Below are 20,287 nucleotides of genomic sequence, written 5' to 3' on the forward strand. Positions count from 1 at the left end.
CCGGGCCCGGAGGATGGCGCCTCCGGGCCCGGGCCGTGACGGTGGGCGGTGGGCGGTGGCCGGGCCTGCCGCCTCCGCCCGCCAAGCCCTAGCCGATCGAGATCGTGAAGATCCGGTCGGCGCCGTCCGCCTCCCCGCCCTTGTTGTCGGCGTTGGTGGTGGTGAGCCAGAGCCGGTCGGCCCCGGGCACCTTGGACACCGTCCGCAGCCTGCCGTACGCGCCGACGTAGTAGGCGGTCGGCGCACCGACGTTCTCAGTGTTCCCCTCGATCGGGATGCGCCACATCCGCTCACCGCGCAGCGCGGCCATGTAGACCACGTTGCGGACGATCGCGATGCCGCTCGGCGAGGCCTCGTCGACCGGCCAGCTGGCCTTGGGGTTCGTCATCCCCGCCACCGTGCAGGGCCCCTCGCAGGTCGGCCAGCCGTAGTTGGCGCCGGGCTTGACGAGGTTGAGCTCGTCCCGCTTGGAGTCGCCGAACTCCGCCTCCCAGAGCCGTCCGTTGCGGTCGAAGGCCAGGCCCTGCGGGTTGCGGTGGCCGTAACTGTAGGTGTAGTTGCCGAACGGGTTGCCGGGGGCCGGCCTGCCGTCCGTGGCCAGCCGGAGGATCTTCCCGTTGAGGGAGTTCCGGTCCTGGGCCAGCGAGCCCGTCTGGGCGTCCCCGGTCGACGCGTACAGGTACCCGTCGGGGCCGAACGCCAGGCGTCCGCCGTTGTGGTAGCGGTTCTTCCTGATGCCCTGGAGCAGGACCTTGTAGCCGCCCAGGGTGCTGCCGTCGTACGTCATCCGCACGATCCGGTTGCCCTCGGCTGCGGTGTGCATGAGGTAGACGTAGTGGTTGGACGACCAGTTGGGGTCGACGGCGATGCCGAGCAGGCCGCCCTCGCCGTCGGTGGTGACGGCGTTGGGCACGCTGCCGACCGCCGTCCTGGTGCCGCCCGTGGTGAGCCGGAAGACCTTGAAGCTGTCCCGCTCGGTCACCAGCGCGCTCGTGCCGTCCGGCAGCCAGGCGATGCCCCAGGGAATCGTCCACCCCGTGGAGAAGGCGGTCGGGGAGCCCGGGACGCCGCCGTCGGCCGGGCAGGTGCCGGTGGTGAAGGAGACCGTGCCGGACGGCGCCGAGTTGTTGCCCGCGGTGTCCCGGGCGACCACGGACAGGGTGAACGGCGCGTCGCAGGCGAGCCCGGTGACCGCCGCCGTGGTGGCCGGCGGGGTGCCGGTGACGGTCTTCACCACGGCGGATCCGCTGCGGATCTCGTACGCCACCACGCCCTTGTCGTCCGTGGCGGCGCCCCAGGTCAGGGTGGCGCCGGTGGCCGTGACCGCCGAGACGGTCGGGGTGCCCGGCGGGCTCGGCGGCGGGTCGGTGCTCGCCGCGGTGGTGCAGTCGACCGCGACGCTGGCCGGCGAGGCGTTGCCGGCGGCGTCCCGGGCGATCACGGTGAGATTGTAAGTGGTGGCCGGGGTCAGCCCGGTGAGCTGCCAGGACGTCGCGGTGCCCGGCGCCTCGGCGAGCTTGTTGCCGTGCTCGTACAGGTCGTAGGCGGTGACGCCGACGTTGTCGGTGGCGGCTCCCCAGCCGAGCGTGAGGCCGTTCGGCCCGACGGCGGAGCAGCTCGGCGGGCCGGGCCGGCTCGGCGGGGCGGTGTCGGCCGCCGAGCCCACCCGCAGGCGGTCGAGGTTGGGACCGCCGTCGGCGGTGGTGGCGGTGGCCCGGATCCGGTTGGCGCCGGCCGCGAGGGCGACGGCGACGGTCTTCTCCGCCCAGGTGTCCCAGTCGGCGGTGGGCGGGAAGGTGACGCCGGCGGCGACGACCTTCCCGTTGACCGCGATGTCCATCGGGCGGTTCGCGGTACCGGCGTTGGCGTACCGGAAGGCCAGCGCGGCGCTGCCGGCCGCCGTGGCGCTCACCGTGAACTCGACGGCGGAGCCGGTGGTGTTGGTGTAGTCGACGAAACCGGTACCGGTGTAGCCGCTGTGGTTGACGGCCTTCTTCGCCTGTGTGAGCGCGGCGTCCTCGGCCTGGTGGTCGGTGCTCGCCGCGCTCGGCGCGGCCCCGGTCGCGGCGGTCGCCGGAGGCGCCGCCACCGCCCCGAGGACCAGGCCCGCGGCGGCGAGTACCGCACCGCCGGCCCTGACGGCGGCCGTCCGCGCGCGGCGCGGTCGTGCTCCGGCCGCCATTACGGCACCCAGTGGTTGCCGGAGGCCACGATCATCGACTGGAGCTGCACGCTGCTCCCGTAGTACAGCTTCGGATCCACGGCGGTGCCCGCCAGCTTAGTCCAGAGCGCGTCCAGCCAGGCCTGCGAGCCCGGGTCGGTCATCGCGGTGACCGCGAACGGCGCGGTGAACGCCATGTCGTGCCCGCTGTCGAAGACCGTGCCGTTGAGCTTGTAGCCGGTGACGATGCTCGCCGGGTTGCCGGCCGCCTTGCCCTTGATCCAGGTGTTGATCTTCCGGGCCGAGGCGAGCGAGGCGGCGTCGCCGCTGGTGACGGCGTCCGCGCCGATCCGCCAGGGGTCGCGGCAGGCGTTCCAGGAGTAGTCCCCGTCGTTGGGGCTCTCCAGGACCTCGCCGGGGGCCGGCCTGGCCGTGCCGTTGGTGTTGACCACGAAGTCGGCGAGCAGCCCGGTGTTCGGGGCGTAGCCGCTCTGCTGCCTGGTGATCAGGTTCTGGTGCGCGCTGCGGATGGTGTCCCACCCGGCGTCGCCGGTGGCGGTCCGGAAGGCGCGGAAGTGGTCGATCATCCAGTCCGAGGAGCGGGTGATGTAGTAGGTCGAGTCGCCCTTGGTCGACCAGTCGCCGAGCAGCGTCAGGTGCGTGCTCGGGTTGATCTCGCTCGCCTTGATCGCCTTGATGTGCTTCACGGCCAGGTCTTTGTAGTTGTACGTGCCGGTGCTGCCCCACTGCCGGTCGGCCAGCAGCAGCCCGTAGGCGACGTCGAGGTCCCCGTCGGTGGCGGAGTCGGAGCCGTTGACGGACTTGCAGGAGGAGTCCTGCTCGGCCGCCAGCAGATCGGCGTTGTTGACCGACTTGTGCGCCAGCACGTACTTCACCAGGCCGTCGAAGACGGTCTTCGCGTTGGGGTCGGCGCCGGCCATGGTGGCGGTGACGACCATGCCGTACCCCTGGGCCTCGGCCACGTACGGGTGGTCGGCGTCCGGCGAGATGACCTGGTACCAGCCGTTGCCGCAGTTCTGCTTGACGAACGCGGCCTTCCAGGCGTTGTAGACGGTGACGACCTTCTGGTCGAGGTCGGCCTGGGCTCCGGTGGGCTTGAGGATCCCGGCGGCGTACGGGTAGCGGTGGCTGCCGAAGGGCACGGCGGGCCCGGCGGCGGCCTGCTGCGAGGCGGCGGACGCGGCGGGGGCGGCGAGCAGTCCGGCCGTCAGGGCGGCGCCCGCGAGGACGGCGGCGGCGGTGCGCCCGGGTCGCGTGGTGGTCGGGTTCGGGATCGGCTTCGAGATCGGCTTCGACATCGGGGAGCTCCTCAGCCCTGGTACTGGACGACGATCTTGGTGAACTCGTACGGGGACTGCGCGACGCCGCTGCAGGCGTCGGCGTCCGTCCCGGAGCCGCAGGCGCGGTCCCGGTTGACCGACCAGAACGCGAAGCGGGCCAGGTGGTGCTGCTGCGCGTAGCCGAGGATGGTGCGGAAGTCGGCGGTGGTGACGGTCTCGCCGGCCTCGTCGGTCCTCCCGTTCATCGAGGAGACCCCGATGTGCCGGTACGCGGCGTCGTCGCTGTAGCCGTAGGCGCTCTTGACCGCGGCCTTCAGCCCGTTCAGGGCGCTGACCGTGGCCTGGCCCATGGTGCCGCTGTGGCCGCCGAAGTCGAAGGGCATGACCACCCAGCCGTCGTTGGCCAGGCCGGCCGCTGCGCCCCGCTTGATCAGGTCCTTGCCGGTGGCGTCCGGGCCGCTCGGGGTGGTGCCCATGGTGACGTAGGTGACGATGCCGGGGTTCCTGGTCTTGACGATCTTCAGCGCGTCGACCACCCGCTGACGGACCGTCGCGTTGGAGAACTCGGTGTCCTCGATGTCGATGTCCAGCGCCTTGAGCCGGTAGGCGTCGATCACCTTCTGGTAGGCGCCGGCCAGTGCGCTCGCGCTGGAACACTTCTCGCCGAGCTTGTTGCCGCTCCAGCCGCCGACCGAGACCATGACGTCGCCGCCGGCCGCCCGGATGGACTTGATCGCGGCCTCGTCGGTGCCGCCGGCCAGGGCCCGGCTGCCGTCCCACTTCGGGTTGCAGCCGCCGTCGGACAGGATGAACGCCAGGGTGAACCACCTGACGCCGGTGGCCTTCATGACGTCGACGGGCTTCTGCGGGCTGCCCCAGCCGAGGTACTCGTACGGCGCGGCGGCCATCCCGGGAACGGCGGCAGCGGGAACGGCGGCCGAGGCGGTGCCCACGGGGGCGAGCAGCAGGGCGGCCGGTCCGAGGGCGGCGGCCAGTAGCGGGGCCGCGAGGCGGACCCCTATGGTCTTGTGCATGCCAACTCACTTTCGTCGACCCGCCGCTCGGCGGCGGCAGGCCCGGGAGGGAGGACGGGAGGGGACGACGGGCGAGGACCCGCGACGGACGGCGGTGACCGCAGCAGGCGCCTACAGAATCGGGGCACCGGGCCGCACGGTCAATGGCTTTCGTTAGGAAAGTTTCCCAATGGTCGGCGCCCGCAACCCCGGGAAGTCCGCTTCACCGCAGATCACCTGACGGGAGATCACGCCGCCCGAAGCGCACCGCCTCACACCGGCGCACCACCCCGGACCGCACGCCCGGCCGATGTCTTGACGAATTAAGTAACGCTCCCTAACTTGAACCTCCGCAACCCGCACGGCACTCCACTCCCCCACGCCCGGAGGCCCCGGTGTCCCCAGGTCTTACCCGAAGAATCGGCCTCTTCCAGGCCACCGCCCTCAACATGAGCCAGATGTGCGGCATCGGGCCGTTCGTCACCATCCCGCTGATGGTCGCGGCCTTCGGCGGCCCGCAGGCGGTGATCGGCTGGATCGCCGGCGCCGTCCTCGCCCTGGCCGACGGCCTGGTCTGGGCCGAACTCGGCGCCTCGCTCCCCGGCTCCGGCGGCACCTACGTCTACCTCCGCGAGGCCTTCCAGTACCGGAGCGGGCGGCTGATGCCGTTCCTCTTCGTCTGGACGGCGATGCTCTTCATCCCGCTGATCATGTCCACCGGCGTGGTCGGCTTCGTCCAGTACCTCGGCTACCTCTGGCCCGGCATGACGAACGGCCAGGGCGACCTGGTCGGGCTGGCGCTGTGCGCCCTGGTGGTGCTGCTGCTCTGGCGCCGGGTCGAGAGCATCGCCAGGCTCACCACCGTGATGTGGGTGGTGATGATCGTCTCCGTGCTGGCCGTGATCCTCGCCTGCTACACGCACTTCAGCCCGAGCCGCGCCTTCGACTGGCCCGCGCACGCCGTCGAGCTGACGCACGGCCAGTTCTGGATCGGCTTCGCGGCGGGCCTGACCATCGGCATCTACGACTACCTCGGCTACAACACCGCCGCCTACCTCGGCGCCGAGGTCCGCCGGCCCGGGCGGGTGCTGCCGCGCGCCATCGTGCTGTCCATCACCGGCATCATGGCCATCTACCTGCTGCTGCAGATCGGCGTGCTGGGCGCGATGGACTGGCACACGATGCTCGACCCCGACTCGACGGCCTCCAGGTCGGTCGCCTCGGCCGTCCTGGAGAGCACCTGGGGCAAGGGCGCCGCCGACGTCGTCACCGTGCTCATCCTGATCACCGCCTTCGCGTCCGTGCTGGCCGGCCTGCTCGGCGGCTCCCGGGTGCCCTACGACGCGGCCCGCGACGGGGTGTTCTTCCGCGCCTTCGGCCGACTGCACCCGAAGCACGGCTTCCCGGTGCTCGGACTGCTCGCCATGGGCGCGATGACCGCCGCCGGCTTCCTGCTCGGCCGCCACCTCGGCAGCAGCGCCGCCCACCCGCCGCTGACCGTCCTGATCAACCTGCTCACCACCGTGATGGTGATCGTCCAGGCCCTCGCCCAGATCGTCGCCGTCACCGTCCTGCGGCGCCGGCAGCCGGGGCTGGCACGCCCGTACCGGATGTGGCTGTACCCGGCGCCGGGCATCCTCGCGGCCGTCGGCTGGCTGGTCGTCTACGGCTACGCGGACCGCAACGCCCCCGGCTTCCACCCGGTGGAGTGGTCGCTCGTCTGGGTCGCGACCGGCTGCGGCGCCTTCCTGCTCTGGGCGCGGGCGGAACGGACCTGGCCGTTCGGCCCGCGCGAAGTCCGGGAGGAGTACCTGGAGGCGGAGGCGGCAACGGTCTGACGCCGACACCGCCTCGCCCGCCGTCGGCCGGCCGGATGTCCGCCACGCACTGCCGGCGGATCTCCGGCTCACGTCCCTACACGCCCAGGGCCTCCGAACCGCGGCGTCCGGCGCGACGGACCAGGGCGGCGAGCAGCAGGTAGCCGACGAGGCTGACGCAGCTCGGGACGGCCCCGGTGGCGTGGAGTTCGCCGCGCATCAGCGATACCGCGTGCAGTGTCGTCACCGGCAGGGCGACGAGCGTCCAGCCGATCTGGAGGAGCAGCTGGGCCGGGCTCGCCACGTCGGCGCCGGCGGCGCTGCGGAAGGACAGGCCGGCCACCAGGGCGAGTGCCGCGCTCACTGCGGCGACCGCGGCCGCCGCGACGGCCCACGGCCCGCCGAACCGGAGGGCCGCCACGGCGGCGACGGCCAGCAGCACGCCCGCCTCGGCGTAGGCGGTGGACGCGGCCCGGTGGTGAGCGCCCTTCTGCCGCGCCACGCCGCTCGGCCCAGGAGCGCCGGACCCGGGCCCCCGGGCGGCGGCGCCCGGCGGGAGGGCGTCGGCGGCGACCGTGGCCGCCACCACCGTGACCGCCGGCAGCGCGGGCCGCTCCGCCCGGGCCGGGTGGACGGCGGCCCGGGGGACGGGTTCCGAGCAGCGCCGCACCGCCGCCCGTGACCGCCGGAAGGCGGCCGCGGCCTCGGTGGGGTGGCCCGAGGCGTTGAGTACGGCGCCGAGCAGGGCCAGCGCCCACACCTCGGCCAGCGGGTCGTCCTCCTCGACGGCGAGGGCCGCCGCCTCGTGCAGCGGGTCGACGGCCGCCGACGGCCGCCCTGCGTCGTGCAGGGACCGGCCGAGGCTGCTCAAGGCGGCGGAGAGGACGGCCCGCTGCCCGGCCTCCCTGGCCAGCGCGACGGCCTCGGTCGCCGCCTCGACGGCCGCCTCGTGGCGCTTCAGGCGTCCGACGGAGGAGGCCAGGGCGATGAGCGCGCGGGCCCGCCCGGCCGGATCCCCGGTGCGGGCGCGGAAGTCGGCGACCGCCCGGTGGAGGGCGGCGGCCTGCTCGTAGGCGTCGAGGGCGTCCAGGACGTCGCCCGCCTCCTCCAGCAGGAGGTGGGCGGCGTGCTCGTCCCCCAGGTCGAGCAGCTTCCCGGCCGCTTCGCCCAGGAACCGCAGGCCGCCCTCGCCGCTCGCCCGGCCGACCAGACCCAGGGCGACGTGGTGGCGCCACTGCTCCCCGGCCTCGCCGAAGGCGTGGACGGCGAGCGCGAACACCGCGCCCGCGGCCAGCGGTTCGCCCATCAGGTCGAGGCCGGCCAGGCCGAGCTGGACGTGGGCCACACCGGAGGCGGCCTGGTCACCGGCCGCCTCGGCCACCCTGACCGCCCGGCTGAGGTCCTTCGTGGCGGCCTTTCCCCGGCCCTTCTCGGCGAGCGCGATCCCGGCGTGCAGGCTCCCCCGGTACTCGGCCTCCGGGCCGCCGCCGGCGCGGGCGGCGATCGCGGCCGCCCGGCGCCCCTCCCGGGCCGCCTCGTCCCACCGGCCGACCGCCCGCCAGGCCTCGGCCAGCGCGGCCAGCGCCAGCGCCGCGGCCTCCCAGTGGCGGATCCGCCGGGCCCCCTCGGCCGCTCCGCGCAGCACCGTCAGGGCCTCCTCGTGGCGCCCCGCCAGGCAGTGCAGCCGGCCGAGGCGCACCTGGGCGGTCAACTGCCCGCCGGCGTCGCCGCCTTCCTCGGCCAGGGCGCGGGTGAGGGCGGCGGAGTCGGCGAGCTCGTCGTGGCGGCGCCCGTGTTCCAGGTAGGGGTCGAGCGCCTGCGCGAGCCCGGCCACCGCCGCGTGCCCGCCGGTGGACGCCGCCCGGCGCAGCAGCCCCGCCGACATGGCGTGCTCCGCGTCGAGCCAGGCGAGCGCGGCGGCGCGGTCGGCGAAGGCCTGCGGGGCGGCGCTGCGGCCGTGCCGCAGTGGACTCAGCACCCGGCAGGCGGCCCGGACCTGCTCGGTGCGGCCGCGGACCAGCCGGTCCAGGGCGTCCCGGGCCTCCTCGGCCGGCCGCGGGCCGGCGTCCGGGCCGGCCGGGACGTTCAGCGGCAGGTCGTCGTCGGCGTGCAGCACGGGCCGCCACCAGCCGGGGGCCGCGGTCCGCTCGACCAGCCCGGACGCGTGCAGCTCCGCGAGGTCGGCCTCGACCGAGATGGCGGCGGCGGGGCCGGCCAGGTGGCGGGCGGTGTCGGTGGAGAAGTCGGCGCCCTGGACGAGGGAGAGCAGCCGCAGCAGGCGGGTCGGTCCGGGCTCCAGCGGGCCGAGGGCGAGGCGGTGCACGGCCGCCAGGGTCTGTGCGGGTCCGTCGAGGCGGGCCAGGCCCGCCCGGAGCCGGTCGAGTTCCTGAACGGTCTCGGCGGCCGTCCGGCCGGTTCGGGCCATGGCGGCGGCCGTCACCAGCAGCGCGGGCGGCAGCCCGCCGCAGGCCTTCGCCAGGCGGCGCAGGTCGAGTCCGTGGGCGGTGTCGGCCGACACCCGGGCGCCGCGGGCGGCCAGCTCCCGGCGCACCAGGTCGGTCGCGGCGGCGGTGGTGAGCGGGCCCAGCCCGTGGACGGCGCCCGGCACGCCGCGGGGGGTGTGCCGGGCGGCGACCAGGACACCGGCGGTGCCGGGGTCGGGCAGCAGCGGGGCCAGGTCGTCGTCGGCGGCCGGGTCGTCCAGGAGCAGCAGCACCCGGCGGCCCTGGGCGGCGTACCCGGCCAGGATGCGGCGCAGCGCCGCGGCGCGGTCGGCCGGCTCGGACGGGATGTGCTCGGGCGGCAGGCCGACGGCGCGCAGTGCGGTGTCGAGGGCGCGCCCTGGGCGGAGGCGGCGGGTGTGGTCGGATCCGTGGAACTCCACCGCGAGCAGGCCGCCGGGGAAATGCCCGTCGGCCTGCAGGGCGTGGCCGAGCCGGCGGGCCAGTGCGCTCTTGCCGACGCCCGGCGGGCCGGTGACGACGGCGTACGGCTCGCCGCCACCGGTGAGCGCGGTGCGCAGCGCGGCCAGGTCGGCGTCCCGGCCTCTGAGGTCGGCGTCGTGGTCGGTGCCCCGGCCGGTGTCCTGGTCCGGGGGCGGGGGGCCGGCCGGCGGCCCGATCACCGCCGGGAGGCGGACCGCGTACGGCCTGCCGTCCGTCCGCCCGTGGCACAGCACGCCTTCGCGTTCCCGGCCGACCCACGACCAGTCCACCGTGTCCATCCAGCCCCTCGAAAGTCCGCCCCTCGGCCGCCCGCCCCCTGCCCCGTCGCGGCCGGCCCCGCTCCCCTGACGCGTTCCCCAGACTCCATGACGCTATCTCATATCCACTTTCCTGTAAGGGTTTTGGGCATATCCTGTGTTCTTCGGAGGCGGCCCTCGGCCACCGGCCCCGCCCAATGGTTCGCCCACCCGCCCGCCCGTCGGTTCGCCGGGCGTTCACACGGCGCTCGCCCGGCCGCGGGGCCCCGTTGGGCCGGTGCCGGGACTGTGGTGGCGGCCTGTCAGAACGACCCCCGGGACGGACATCGTGACCGAATCGCGCGCACCGCGGTGGCGCCGAAACCTAGCGTTCCTTCTTGTCGCCGTCGCCGGCCCGATGGGAGCGCTCGGCGCCTCACCGGCCCATGCGGCCGCGGCCGACGACATCCGGATCAACGAGGTGGTGACCACCGGGGACGTCGAGGACTCCATCGAGCTCTACAACAAGGGCACCGCGACGGTCGACGTCTCGGGGTGGATCCTCAAGGACGACGACAACGGCTCCAAGTACGCGATCGCCGCCGGGACGACACTGGCCCCCGGCGCGTTCCGGGCCTTCGACGTGCACGGCAGGTTCGGCCTGGGCTCCGCGGACAAGGCGCGGCTGTACCTGCCGAACGGCAGCACGCTGGTCGACAGCGTCAGCTGGAGCGAGCACTCGGCCCCGTCGTGGTCCCGCTGCCCCGACGGCACCGGCGCGTTCGCCAAGGCCGCGCTCACCCTCGGTGCGGCGAACGCCTGCGGCACCGGCGGCGGCACCTCCCCGGTGGCCTGGCCCGGCAGCGGGTCCGTGGCGACCGCCGACGCCTCCAACGTGTTCGGCTCGGACCTCAGCGGCCTCTACCAGGAGGGCGGCGTGCTGTGGGGCGCACAGAACTCCGGGAAGCTGTGGCGGCTCGTGCCGAACGGCTCCGGCGGGTGGAAGCCGGACACCGCGAACGGCTGGACCTCCGGCAGGACGCTGCGCTTCCCGGGCGGCGCCGGCAGTCCTGACAGCGAGGGCGTCACGCTCACCGGCGCGGGCTCCGCGGGCGGCGTGTTCGTCTCCAGCGAGCGCAACGGCGACGCGTCCGGCACCAGCCGGCTGTCCGTCCTGCGCTACGACGTGAGCGGCACGGGGTCGTCGCTGACGGCCACGAAGGAGTGGAACCTGACCTCCGCGCTGCCGGCGGTGGGGTCCAACCTCGGTCTTGAGGGCATCACCTGGATCCCCGACGGCTACCTGACCGGCGCCGGCTTCAAGGACGCGGCGACCAATGCGGTCTACGACCCGGCCGGGTACGGCGCGCACACGGGCGGGGTGTTCTTCGTGGCCGTCGAGGGCGGCACGGTCTACGGCTTCGTCCTCCAGGACTCCGGGGCTTTCACCCGGGTGGCCACCGTCGCCAGCGGCATGGCCGGGGTCATGGAGCTGCAGTGGGAGCCGCAGGCCTCCCGGCTCTGGGTCGTCTGCGACGACACGTGCAGCGGTCAGCACCGGACGATGCAGGTCGGTGCGGGCGGGGTCTTCACCACCACCGCGGTGTTCAACCGCCCGAGCGGCATGGCCAACCTGAACAACGAGGGCTTCGCCCTCGCGGGCGCCGGGGAGTGCACCGCCGGTTCGAAGCCCGTCTACTGGGCGGACGACGGCAACACGAGCGGGCACGCCCTGCGCAAGGGCAGCATCGCCTGCTGAGCCACCGGAGTGCGCCACGGCCCCGTCCGACCGTCACGGCCGGGCCGCGGCGCACTCCGGTCCGACCGCTCAGAGCGGGGCGCCGAGGTCCACCAGGGCCGAGCGGCGTTCGAAGACCTCGGGGCGGGCGGTCTCCAGGGCGGTCGCGACGGCGCCGAGCAGGACGGCCTCCTCGCCCAGCCCGCTGGGGGCGAGCTTGGGGCGCAGCGGGGTGAGGCCGTGCAAAGCCCGCTCCAGCGGCTCCAGGAGCAGGTCGGCGCTGTTGCCGATCCCGCCGCCGAGCACCACGAGATCCGGGTCGAGCATCGCGGACAGCACCGCGACGGCGTAGGCGAGCTGTTCGGCCTCCCGCTGCACGGCCTCGGCGGCGAGCGGGTCGCCGGCCCGGGCCGCGTCGAAGACCTGCTTGGCCGTCAGCGGGCCGCGCATACCGAGGCCGAGCGCGGTGCGGACCACCGCGTCGGCCGCGGCCGCCTGCTCGATCGTCCCGCCCGGTTCGCCGTCCGGGCGGGCGGGCAGCGGGACGAGGCCGACCTCGCCGGCCGCGCCGTGGGCGCCGGAGAGCAGCTCGCCGTCCTTGAGCACGCCGACGCCGACGCCGGTGCCGATCAGCAGGTAGGCGAACATCCGGCTGCCGCGGCCGGCGCCGAGGGTGAACTCGCCGAGGGCGGCGAGGTTGGCGTCGTTGCCGACGGTGACGGCGGTCTCCAGCCCCTCCGCGATCCGGTCGAAGAGTCCGCGTCTGCCCCAGCCGGGCAGGCTGGTGGCGTAGCGGACGCCGCGCCGCCGTTCGTCCCAGACGCCCGGGGTGCCGATCACCGCGTGGACGATCCCGGCGGCCGCCAGCCCGGCCTCGGCGGTGGTCTCTCGGGCGGCCGCCACCACGGCGTCGGCGACGGCGTTCGCCGAGCGGCCCCTGTTGGGCACGTCCCGGCGGGCCACGATCCGCCCGGCGAGGTCCGCCACCGCGACGCGCAGCCGGGCCCGGCCGATGTCCACGCCGAGGACGTGGCCGGCGGTCGGGTCGGGCTCGTACAGCACCGCCGTGCGGCCGCGCTCGGGGACGAACCGGCCGGCCTCGCGGGCCAGCCCGGCCTGCTCCAGCGCGGCCAGGGCGGTGGAGACGGTGGGCTTGGAGAGGCCGGTGTCCCTGGCCAGCTGGGCGCGGGAGGAGGGGCCGCCGGTGCGCAGCAGTTCGAGCAGCAGCCACTCGTTGTTGCTGCGCAGCCGCTGCCGGTTCCACGGCTGCGCCGGCGCCCCGCCCGGCGGAACAGTGGTCGGCAGGTGGCGGGTCATCGGGTCCTCCGGTCGCGGGCGCGTGGCGAGGCGCCCTCGTCGGCGCCTGCGGCCTGGGCTCAGGCACGCCCAAGTATGACCGGTCGTCAACCCGCTCATCGGCCGAAATTCCCGGAGGCCGGGCTCGGCCGGGCTCAGCAGGGCTCGGCCGGGCTCAGCCCAGCCAGGAGCCGGTGAGGTGCTGCACGGCGGAGCCGTCCAGGTCGGAGAGTTTGGCGCCGACGAAGGCGCGGGCCCGCTCGGAGGTCTGGACCCGGAACGGCGGCTGCTCGGCGGTCAGCGCGTCGATGATCGCCTCGGCGGCCTGCTCGGAGGTCTGGGCCTGGTCGAAGGCGGCCCGGGTGCGCTCGGCGTACGCCTGCAGCGCGGGGGCGTAGGGGCCGGCGGCGGTCAGCAGGGCGGGCAGGTCGATGCCCTGGCTGGCGACGAACTCGCTGGCCACGGCGCCCGGTTCGACCACGGTGACGTGGACGCCGACGGTCGCGGCGACCGGGGCCAGCGACTCCATGAAGCCCTCGACGGCGAACTTGGCGGCACAGTAGGCCTCGTTGAAGGGCTGGCCGATCACGCCGCCGACGCTGGTGACGGTGATGACCCGGCCGCCGGTGGCGCGCAGGTGCGGCAGTGCGGCCCGGGTGACCTCGACGACCCCGAAGAAGTTGACCTCCATGGCGGCACGGACGGGGTCGAGGCCGTCCTGCTCGATGGTGCCGACGTGGCCGGCGCCGGCGTTGTTGACCACGGCGTCGAGCCGTCCGTGCCGGCTGACGGCCTCGTCCAGGCAGGCGGCGACGGAGGCGGGGTCGGTGACGTCCAGCCGGGCGACCTCGATCCGGTCGGCGACGCCGGCCGCGGCGGCGGCCTCGGTGAGGGCGCCGGAGCGGCCGGTGTCGCGCATGGTGGCGACGACGTGGTGGCCGGCCCGGGCGGCGGCGACGGCTGCGGCCAGGCCGATGCCGGTGGAGGTGCCGGTGATCAGGACGGTGCGAGTGGTAGTCATGCGGGCGCTCCCGAGGGCTCGGCTTTGTGTGCGTGCACACACACCATAGGGCCGTGTGTGCGCACACGCAAACAGGTAGAGTGCCGGGCATGGCGCGCAACGACCTCACTCTCGGCGACCTCACCGCCCGCGACCACGCCTTCTACGGCCTGGTCTGGGCCGGGGCGACCCTCAGCGCCCGGGTGGACCAGGCCCTGGCCAGGGCGCACGACCTGCCGCTCTCCTGGTTCGAGGTGATGCTCTGGCTGCACGCCCAGGACGGTCCGGTCGCCGCCTCCGACCTCGGCGCGAAGACCCTGCTCAGCCGCAGCCAGGTCTCCCGGGTCGCCGACTCCCTGCAGGCGCGCGGCCTGGTCGAGCGCGCGCCCTCCCCCACCGACGCCCGCTCGGTGCGGATCACCCTCACCCCGGCCGGGCGGGAGGCCTTCGCCGCCGCCGACGCCACCCGCCGGGCCGCCCTCGCCGAGGCCTTCGACGACCGGCTGGACGAGCAGGACATCGCGGCCCTGGAGGGCATCTGGGCCAAGCTCAAGCAGCCGCCGGCCGAGGCGCCGAAGGGCTGAGCCCAGCCCGCCCGCTTGCGGTGCGCACACGGGTCGGGTACCGGTCGGGTACGCACCAAGCACGCACCGAGCACGCGCCACGCACGCGCCGGGTCACAAGACCGCCACCGCCTGGTCAAGCTTTCGCCGAGGTGTGGGCGCGCCCCCGCCGGGCGCGTGATCATGGGCATATGCGCTTCCGGCACGGCAACGGAGGAGAGAGCGCCGCACCGGCGGGTCCAGGGCCCGGCGGCGGCCCCCTGGCCGCGGCACGCACGGCGATGGCCACGGACAGTGACAGCGTGGACCTCCTCCGCGAGGTTCTCGCGACCGCCCCGGTCGGGGTGGCCCTGCTGGACGAGCGGTTGCGCTGGCAGTACCTCAACGCGGCGTTCACCACCGCGACCGCCCTGCGCCGGGCCGACCTGCTCGGCCGCCCGGTCGAGGACACCCCGTTCGCCGGCGCCGCCGACACGCTGCGCCGGGTGCTCGCCGACGGGCGGACCCGCGAGCGGATCAGCGGCGTGCCCGACGGCCCCGCCGCGCCGGTGCCACCAGGCCTGCGGGTCCGCTACCGGCTGCTGGAGCGCGCCGGGCAGGTGGTGGGCGTGGTCGTCGCCGTACTGGACGACCCCGACCCGGAGCGGCAGCGGCTGCACGAACTGGAGCAGGCCCGCGCCCGGCTGGCCCTGCTCGACGCGGCCGCCGAGCGGATCGGCACCACCCTGGACGTCGGCACCACCTGCGCCGAGCTCGCCGCCTTCGCCGTCCCCGGCCTGGCCGACCTGGTCACCGTCGACGTACTGCCACCCGACGCCACCGTCCGCTCCGGCCGCACCTCGGCACTGCGGCTCGGCCGGACGGCCGTCGACTGCGCCGACGGCATGCACCCGGCCATCGGCCCGCTCGCCCGCCCCGGCGAGACGGTCCGCTACCGGGAGGGCTCGGCCGCCGCCCGCAGCCTGGCCGCCGGCGCCGCCGTGCTCGCCCTCGGGCTCCCGGACGAGGACCTGGCCGCCGCGGCCCCCGACCCGGCCAGCCTCGCCGCCTACCGGGCGGCCGGGGTCGCCTCGCTGCTGGTGGTACCGCTCGCCTCCCGCGGCCAGGTGATCGGGCTGCTGACCCTGGCCCGGCTCGCCTCCTCGCCGCCCTTCAGCCCGGACGAGGCCGTGCTGATCGGCGACCTGGCCGCCCGCGCCGCGACCGGCATCGACAACGCCCGCCGCTACACCCGCTCCCAGGGCATCGCCCTCGAACTCCAGCGGGCCCTGCTCAGCGAGCCCGGCAACCCGCACCAGAACCTGGAGCTGGCCTCCCGCTACCTCCCGTCCGGCACCACCTCGGTGGTCGGCGGCGACTGGTACGAGACGGTGCGGCTGCCGTTCGGCCGGACCCTGCTGGTGATGGGCGACGTGATGGGGCACGGCGTCGAGGCGGCCGTCGACATGAGCACCTACCGGTCCACGCTGCGCGACGTCGCGGGCATGGACCTGCCCCCGCACCGGATCCTGCGTCAGCTGGACACCGTGATCTCGGCCAACGAGTCGGCCCGCCCGGCGACCTGCCTGCTCGCCCTGGCCGACCCGGGCCGCGGCCGCTGGACGCTGTCCAGCGCCGGCCACCTGCCGCCGGCGCTGATCGCCCCCGACCGGTCCACCGAGCTGCTGCGCATCCCCACCGGCCCGCCGCTCGGCACCGGGTTCGGCGGCTACGAGCAGGTGACCAGGGAGCTGCTGCCCGGGCAGACCCTGCTGCTGTACACCGACGGGCTGGTGGAGCGGCGGGACGAGGACATCGACGTCTCGCTGGACCGGCTCGCCGCCCTGCGGCTGCCCGCCGGGGGCGAGTTGGACGACCTGCTCGACGCCGTGCTGCACGCCCTGGCGCCGGGCGGGCCGTCCGCGCACACCGCCGAGGACGACATCGCCCTGCTGGCGGCCCGGCCGAGAGCCCGGTAGCGGGAGCGACCGGAGCAGCCGGAGGAGTGGGAGGGCTCAGAGCTTGGCCAGTGCCTGCTCCAGGTCGGTCCAGAGGTCCTCCGGGTGCTCGATGCCCACCGCGATCCGGACGGTGCCGGCGCCGATGCCGGCCGCGGCCAGCTCCTGGTCGTCGAGCTGGCGGTGCGAGGTGCTGGCCGGGTGGAGGACGAGGGTGTGCACCCCGCCGAGCGAGGGGGCGAGCGAGGCCAGCCGCACCGACTCGGTGAAGGTCCGGGCCGCCTCCCGGCCGCCGGCCAGGTCGAAGGCGAGGACCCCGCCATGGCCCTGCGGCAGCAGCCGGCGGGCGAGCTCGTGGTCCGGATGGGCGGGCAGGCCCGGGTAGTGGACGGCGGTGACGGCCGGGTGGGCGGCCAGCCGGCCGGCCAGGTCCAGCGCGGTCTCGCAGTGGCGGCGCACCCGCAGCGCCAGGGTCTGCAGGCCGCGGAGCGTCAGCCAGGCGCTGTTCGGGTCGGCCGAGGCACCCAGCTCGATGGCGTACTTCCAGACGGTGTGGTGCAGTTCGGCGTCGGCGAAGACGGCGAGGCCGGCCAGCACGTCGGAGTGGCCGCCGAGGTACTTGGTGGCCGAGTGGACCACGATGTCGGCGCCGTACTCGATCGGCCGGCAGAGCAGCGGGGTGGCGAAGGTGTTGTCCACGACGCTGACCACCCCCGCCTCCCTGGCGACGGCGATCAGGCCGGGGAGGTCGGTGACCCGGGTGGTCGGGTTGGAGATGGTCTCCAGGTGCAGCAGCCGGGTGTTGGGGCGCAGCGCCGCCCGCACCTCGTCGGGGTCGTCGCCCCGCACGTGCGTCACCTCCACGCCCCAGCGCCGGGCCAGGTCGGCGAGCATCGCGAAGGTGCCGCCGTAGAGGCTCCGCTGGGCGATCACGTGGTCGCCGGAGCTCAGCAGGGCGAGCAGCACGGTGTTGATCGCGCCCATGCCGGAGGCGGTGGCGATCGCACCCGCGCCGCCCTCCAGCCCGGCGACCGCCTTCTCCAGCGAGCGGACCGTCGGGTTGCCGTAGCGGTTGTAGAAGAACGCCTGGTCCGGGCCGCTGAACGCGCGGGTCAGCGCTTCGGTGTCCTCGAAGGCGAACAGGTGGCTCTGGTGCAGCGGCACCCCCAGCGGGCGGCTGCCGGTCACCTCCTCGACGGGCGGGTGGACGATCCGGCTCTCGGGGTGCAGCGCGCTGTCGAAGTCGTTCATGCCGCCCATCATCGGCCGCCGGGGGCGGCCCCGACCAGGGCCAATCCCGACCAGGTGGCCCTACTCCCCCGTCTGGGCCTACTCCCCCGTCCGGGCCCGCTGTCCCGTCGGGTCAGGCCGGCTGCAGCGCCCGGGCCAGGTCCTCGGCCTCGCGCAACTGCCCGACGCCCAGCCGGCGCAGACCCCGCAGCAGCAGGGCGCTGTCGGCGGCGGCCTCGTCCGGCCGGGGCGGGTCCGGCGGCAGCGGCATTCCGAGGAGTGCCGCCAGGCCGTCGGCGGGCAGGCCCAGCACGACGGCGAAGTCGGCGACCAGATCCGGGGTCGGCGAGGTCTCGCCGGTGGCGATCCGACCGTACGCGTCGGCCATCCAGGAGCGGCCGGTCAGCAGGCGGAAGACCTTCCCCGTCCCGGTCCACCCGAGGTTCCGGGCCGCGACCATCCGCATCAGCAGGTTCCCCGGCGAGCGCGGATCCGGGGCCGAGACGGGCAGCCCCTCGATCCGTCCCGGCTGCCGGACGTGCGGCAACGACTCGACGAGGGAGCGGAGTTCGGCCCGCCGGTCGGCCGGCAGCGCCTTGCCGAACCGCAGGACGGCGACGATCGAGGTGGTGGCCATCCCGCCGGCCGGCACGAGGTCCTCCGGCAGCGGGAGCGCCGCGATCTCGAACAGGTCAGCGGTGTCGAGGCCGAGTGCGGGCGCGAGACGGCGCAGCAGCGCCTCGCCCGGCGCGGCGCCGTCCAGCACCGCGGCCAGCTCGGCCTCGGCGACGTCCGCCCGACGGGCCAGGTCGGCGGGCTCCAGGCCTTGGTGGTCCAGCAGTCGGGCCGTCAGGGCCGCGAAGCCGGGTAGCTCTGTCATGGCGCCAGCATAGGGCGGCCCGGCCGGTCCGCCGTACCGCCGCCCAGCTGGGGCGATGCCGCCCCGGCCGCCCCGGGCCTCTCCGGCACCGGGGGTCGTCCGCCCGGGGGAAATCCGATGGCGCAATGCGCGCCGAACGTCGACGCTGGTCCCCGTGCCAGAACCCAAGCATCAGATCCGCGCCCTCCACACGGCCTCCACGGTGACCGTCTACCAGGCGTACTCGCCGGAGATCGGCCTGCCCGCGGCACGGGACGGACGCTTCCCGCCGGCCTGGAGGAGGGACCGGATGACGTGGATCAAACCGTCGTTCCTCTGGATGATGTACCGCTGCGGATGGGCGGGCAAGGAGGGCCAGGAGACCGTCCTGGCGGTCGAGATCACCCGCGAGGGCTTCGAATGGGCCCTGGGGAACGCCTGTCTGTCCCACTACGAGCACGGGCTGCACCCCGACCGCGCCACCTGGCAGCGCCGGCTGAAGCGGGCCCCGGCCCGAGTGCAGTGGGATCCCGAACGTGATCTGCACCTGCAGCCGCTTGCGCACCGCTCCCTTCAACTCGGCCTCGCCGGCGAGGCCGCCGCGCGCTACGCGGACGAGTGGATCGTCTCGATCCACGACGTCACCACCCTCGCACGGGCGGTCCACGCCCGGGTGCGCGGCGGCGACCTGGAGGCCGCCCGCCGGCTCCTCCCCGCCGAGCGCCCCTACCCGTCGGGCGACACGCTCCTGGCCCACCTGAGCGGCTGAGCCGGGGGCGTCCGCACGCGGAGTCGTCGACAGGGCGCCCGGGGTGGGGTGGAGCGGGCCGACCCGGTGACAGGCACCTCTCCCAACGTAGCCTGCGGGCGCCCGGCGGTGGCGCCGGGGCGAGGCCCTGTGGACACGAACCGGCGGCGCGGCAAGGATGATCGTTGCCGCCGGCCGGGTCCCGGCCCGGGCACGACCAGGGCACGACCCGGTCCGGACGACTGCTCGAAGCCCTGGCCGCCACGCTCGACGAACTGCGGCTGACCGCCCTGGAACGCCTCTACGGGGTGGAGATCGACGCCGGACGCCACCACGAGTCCGTTGCCGAACTGACCGGCCGGGTCCAGCGGTTCCCACTGCGCGACGGACTGGTCCGACAGCTGCTGACCGCCCTGGCCCGCGCCGGCCGCCGCAGCGACGGCCCCGCCGTCTACCGCTGCTACGCCGACCGGCACCCGGCGGAGCCCTCGCCGGCCGCCCGCACGCCCCCACCCGCCCGAACCGGTCCCGCCTGACGCCACCCCTCGTACCGCCGTACCGCGCCGAGGGCCGGACCGTCGCCCGGCTACTCCTGCGCCTCGTGGAACAGGAAGGCCCGAGGGCCCTGCCGCTCCCCCGTCCACAGCAGGTCGGCCCGGTTGGAGGGCAGGGCCAGCGACCGCGAACCGACCGCGTACTCCGGGTCCTGGGCCAGCGCGAGGTAGTGCCCGCCGCTCCAGTGCAGGATCAGCACCCATTCGGTGGGGTCCGCCTCGCCCCAGGCGATCGCCCCGCCCGGCGCGCCGAGGTAGCGGCCCGTCACGGTGTTGCGGAAGGTGTAGGCGCCGCTCCCGGTCGCCGTCACCTGCCACCTCCCGTGCTCGGGCCGCTGGGCGCCGAGCCCGCCGACCCGCTGGAGCCGGACCCCTGGCTCCAGGGCGGGCCCCATGGTCAGGAAGTAGTCGTGGTCGAGGTGGTGAACGACGTGGTACGGGCCGTCGGACAGCCGCTCCGTCGCCGCCCCCACGGGAGGGTTCACCCCGACGACGGTGAACGAGGAGGCCCGGTCGCCGAAGGCGTTCAGCAGGTGCGGACAGTCGATCCGGTACCTGTCGCGGTCCCCGTCGCCGTCGTAGTCGTACAGCGCGACCTCGTAGCCCTCGGCCACCCGGAGGGAGGTGATCGCACGGTTGCCGATCGCCTCCCTCAACTGCTCGCCGTAGACGCGGTACTCCGGCCGCCCGCCGTACACCCCCGCCACGAGGTCGGACTTTCTGACGGTCATACTTCTGCCCGAGTAGTCCCGGTCGGCGAACAGTTCGGCGACGACGTCGTCAGGCGATGACACGAAGGACCTCCACGTGGGTGCTGGGGTTTCCCGGCGAGACCATGACGTGATCATGACTAATGCGGGGACGTTGTGAGGCCGAACGCCTCGGATCT

Annotated in this window: 15 protein-coding genes; 6 read left to right on the plus strand and 9 right to left on the minus strand. The window is 74.9% G+C overall.

Annotated elements, in window-relative coordinates:
* Positions 1-88: 88 nt before the first annotated feature.
* The 3 genes from ACGFZP_RS36055 to ACGFZP_RS36065 are packed head-to-tail and all read right to left on the minus strand — an operon-like array spanning position 89 to position 4,496.
* Positions 89-2,182: a PQQ-dependent sugar dehydrogenase gene (locus ACGFZP_RS36055; RefSeq protein WP_392941016.1), complete on the minus strand. Its 2,094-nt coding sequence runs from the start codon at positions 2,180-2,182 to the stop codon at positions 89-91.
* Positions 2,182-3,480 (minus strand): glycosyl hydrolase family 8, encoded by a 1,299-nt coding sequence (locus ACGFZP_RS36060; RefSeq protein ID WP_392941018.1) that lies wholly within the window; start codon positions 3,478-3,480, stop codon positions 2,182-2,184. The genes ACGFZP_RS36055 and ACGFZP_RS36060 overlap by 1 nt, the downstream gene beginning before the upstream one ends.
* Before the next feature lie 11 nt (positions 3,481-3,491).
* The gene (locus tag ACGFZP_RS36065; RefSeq protein ID WP_392941020.1) at positions 3,492-4,496 is read right to left on the minus strand and encodes a chitinase; all 1,005 of its coding nucleotides are present in this window, start codon (positions 4,494-4,496) and stop codon (positions 3,492-3,494) included.
* Between the two features lie 374 nt (positions 4,497-4,870).
* On the opposite strand from ACGFZP_RS36065, the gene ACGFZP_RS36070 reads away from it, so the two are divergent.
* Positions 4,871-6,313: an APC family permease gene (locus ACGFZP_RS36070; protein ID WP_392941022.1), complete on the plus strand. Its 1,443-nt coding sequence runs from the start codon at positions 4,871-4,873 to the stop codon at positions 6,311-6,313.
* Positions 6,314-6,389: 76 nt separating this feature from the next.
* Here ACGFZP_RS36070 and ACGFZP_RS36075 read toward each other — a convergent pair whose 3' ends face one another.
* The gene (locus ACGFZP_RS36075) at positions 6,390-9,515 is read right to left on the minus strand and encodes an AAA family ATPase (RefSeq protein ID WP_392941024.1); all 3,126 of its coding nucleotides are present in this window, start codon (positions 9,513-9,515) and stop codon (positions 6,390-6,392) included.
* 376 nt (positions 9,516-9,891) lie between these two features.
* On the opposite strand from ACGFZP_RS36075, the gene ACGFZP_RS36080 reads away from it, so the two are divergent.
* A complete protein-coding gene (locus tag ACGFZP_RS36080; protein WP_392941026.1) occupies positions 9,892-11,232 on the plus strand; it encodes a lamin tail domain-containing protein in 1,341 nt (446 codons plus the stop codon).
* A 69-nt stretch (positions 11,233-11,301) separates the two neighbouring features.
* Here the strand turns inward: ACGFZP_RS36080 and ACGFZP_RS36085 are convergent, their stop codons facing one another.
* Both ACGFZP_RS36085 and ACGFZP_RS36090 read right to left on the minus strand, forming a co-directional pair.
* Complete coding sequence (locus tag ACGFZP_RS36085) at positions 11,302-12,528, minus strand: ROK family transcriptional regulator (protein ID WP_392941028.1); 1,227 nt, start codon at positions 12,526-12,528, stop codon at positions 11,302-11,304.
* A gap of 154 nt (positions 12,529-12,682) precedes the next feature.
* Positions 12,683-13,528 (minus strand): SDR family oxidoreductase, encoded by an 846-nt coding sequence (locus tag ACGFZP_RS36090; RefSeq protein WP_392941029.1) that lies wholly within the window; start codon positions 13,526-13,528, stop codon positions 12,683-12,685.
* A gap of 89 nt (positions 13,529-13,617) precedes the next feature.
* Here ACGFZP_RS36090 and ACGFZP_RS36095 point away from each other — a divergent pair, with 89 nt between their 5' ends.
* The gene (locus ACGFZP_RS36095) at positions 13,618-14,091 is read left to right on the plus strand and encodes a MarR family winged helix-turn-helix transcriptional regulator (RefSeq protein ID WP_392941031.1); all 474 of its coding nucleotides are present in this window, start codon (positions 13,618-13,620) and stop codon (positions 14,089-14,091) included.
* A gap of 281 nt (positions 14,092-14,372) precedes the next feature.
* Positions 14,373-16,028: a SpoIIE family protein phosphatase gene (locus tag ACGFZP_RS36100; protein WP_392941033.1), complete on the plus strand. Its 1,656-nt coding sequence runs from the start codon at positions 14,373-14,375 to the stop codon at positions 16,026-16,028.
* A 36-nt stretch (positions 16,029-16,064) separates the two neighbouring features.
* On the opposite strand, the gene ACGFZP_RS36105 is transcribed toward ACGFZP_RS36100, so the two are convergent.
* Both ACGFZP_RS36105 and ACGFZP_RS36110 read right to left on the minus strand, forming a co-directional pair.
* Complete coding sequence (locus tag ACGFZP_RS36105; protein WP_392941035.1) at positions 16,065-17,258, minus strand: trans-sulfuration enzyme family protein; 1,194 nt, start codon at positions 17,256-17,258, stop codon at positions 16,065-16,067.
* A gap of 112 nt (positions 17,259-17,370) precedes the next feature.
* A complete protein-coding gene (locus ACGFZP_RS36110; RefSeq protein ID WP_392941037.1) occupies positions 17,371-18,117 on the minus strand; it encodes a hypothetical protein in 747 nt (248 codons plus the stop codon).
* A 154-nt stretch (positions 18,118-18,271) separates the two neighbouring features.
* Here ACGFZP_RS36110 and ACGFZP_RS36115 point away from each other — a divergent pair, with 154 nt between their 5' ends.
* Both ACGFZP_RS36115 and ACGFZP_RS36120 read left to right on the plus strand, forming a co-directional pair.
* Positions 18,272-18,865 (plus strand): DUF4291 domain-containing protein, encoded by a 594-nt coding sequence (locus ACGFZP_RS36115; RefSeq protein ID WP_392941039.1) that lies wholly within the window; start codon positions 18,272-18,274, stop codon positions 18,863-18,865.
* Positions 18,866-19,029: 164 nt separating this feature from the next.
* Positions 19,030-19,380, plus strand: coding sequence for a BTAD domain-containing putative transcriptional regulator (locus ACGFZP_RS36120; RefSeq protein WP_392941040.1), 351 nt, complete (start codon positions 19,030-19,032; stop codon positions 19,378-19,380).
* A gap of 50 nt (positions 19,381-19,430) precedes the next feature.
* On the opposite strand, the gene ACGFZP_RS36125 is transcribed toward ACGFZP_RS36120, so the two are convergent.
* Positions 19,431-20,192, minus strand: coding sequence for a hypothetical protein (locus ACGFZP_RS36125; RefSeq protein ID WP_392941042.1), 762 nt, complete (start codon positions 20,190-20,192; stop codon positions 19,431-19,433).
* Positions 20,193-20,287: the final 95 nt, after the last annotated feature.

This window comes from Kitasatospora sp. NPDC048239, from assembly GCF_043202015.1.
Classification (GTDB): domain Bacteria; phylum Actinomycetota; class Actinomycetes; order Streptomycetales; family Streptomycetaceae; genus Kitasatospora.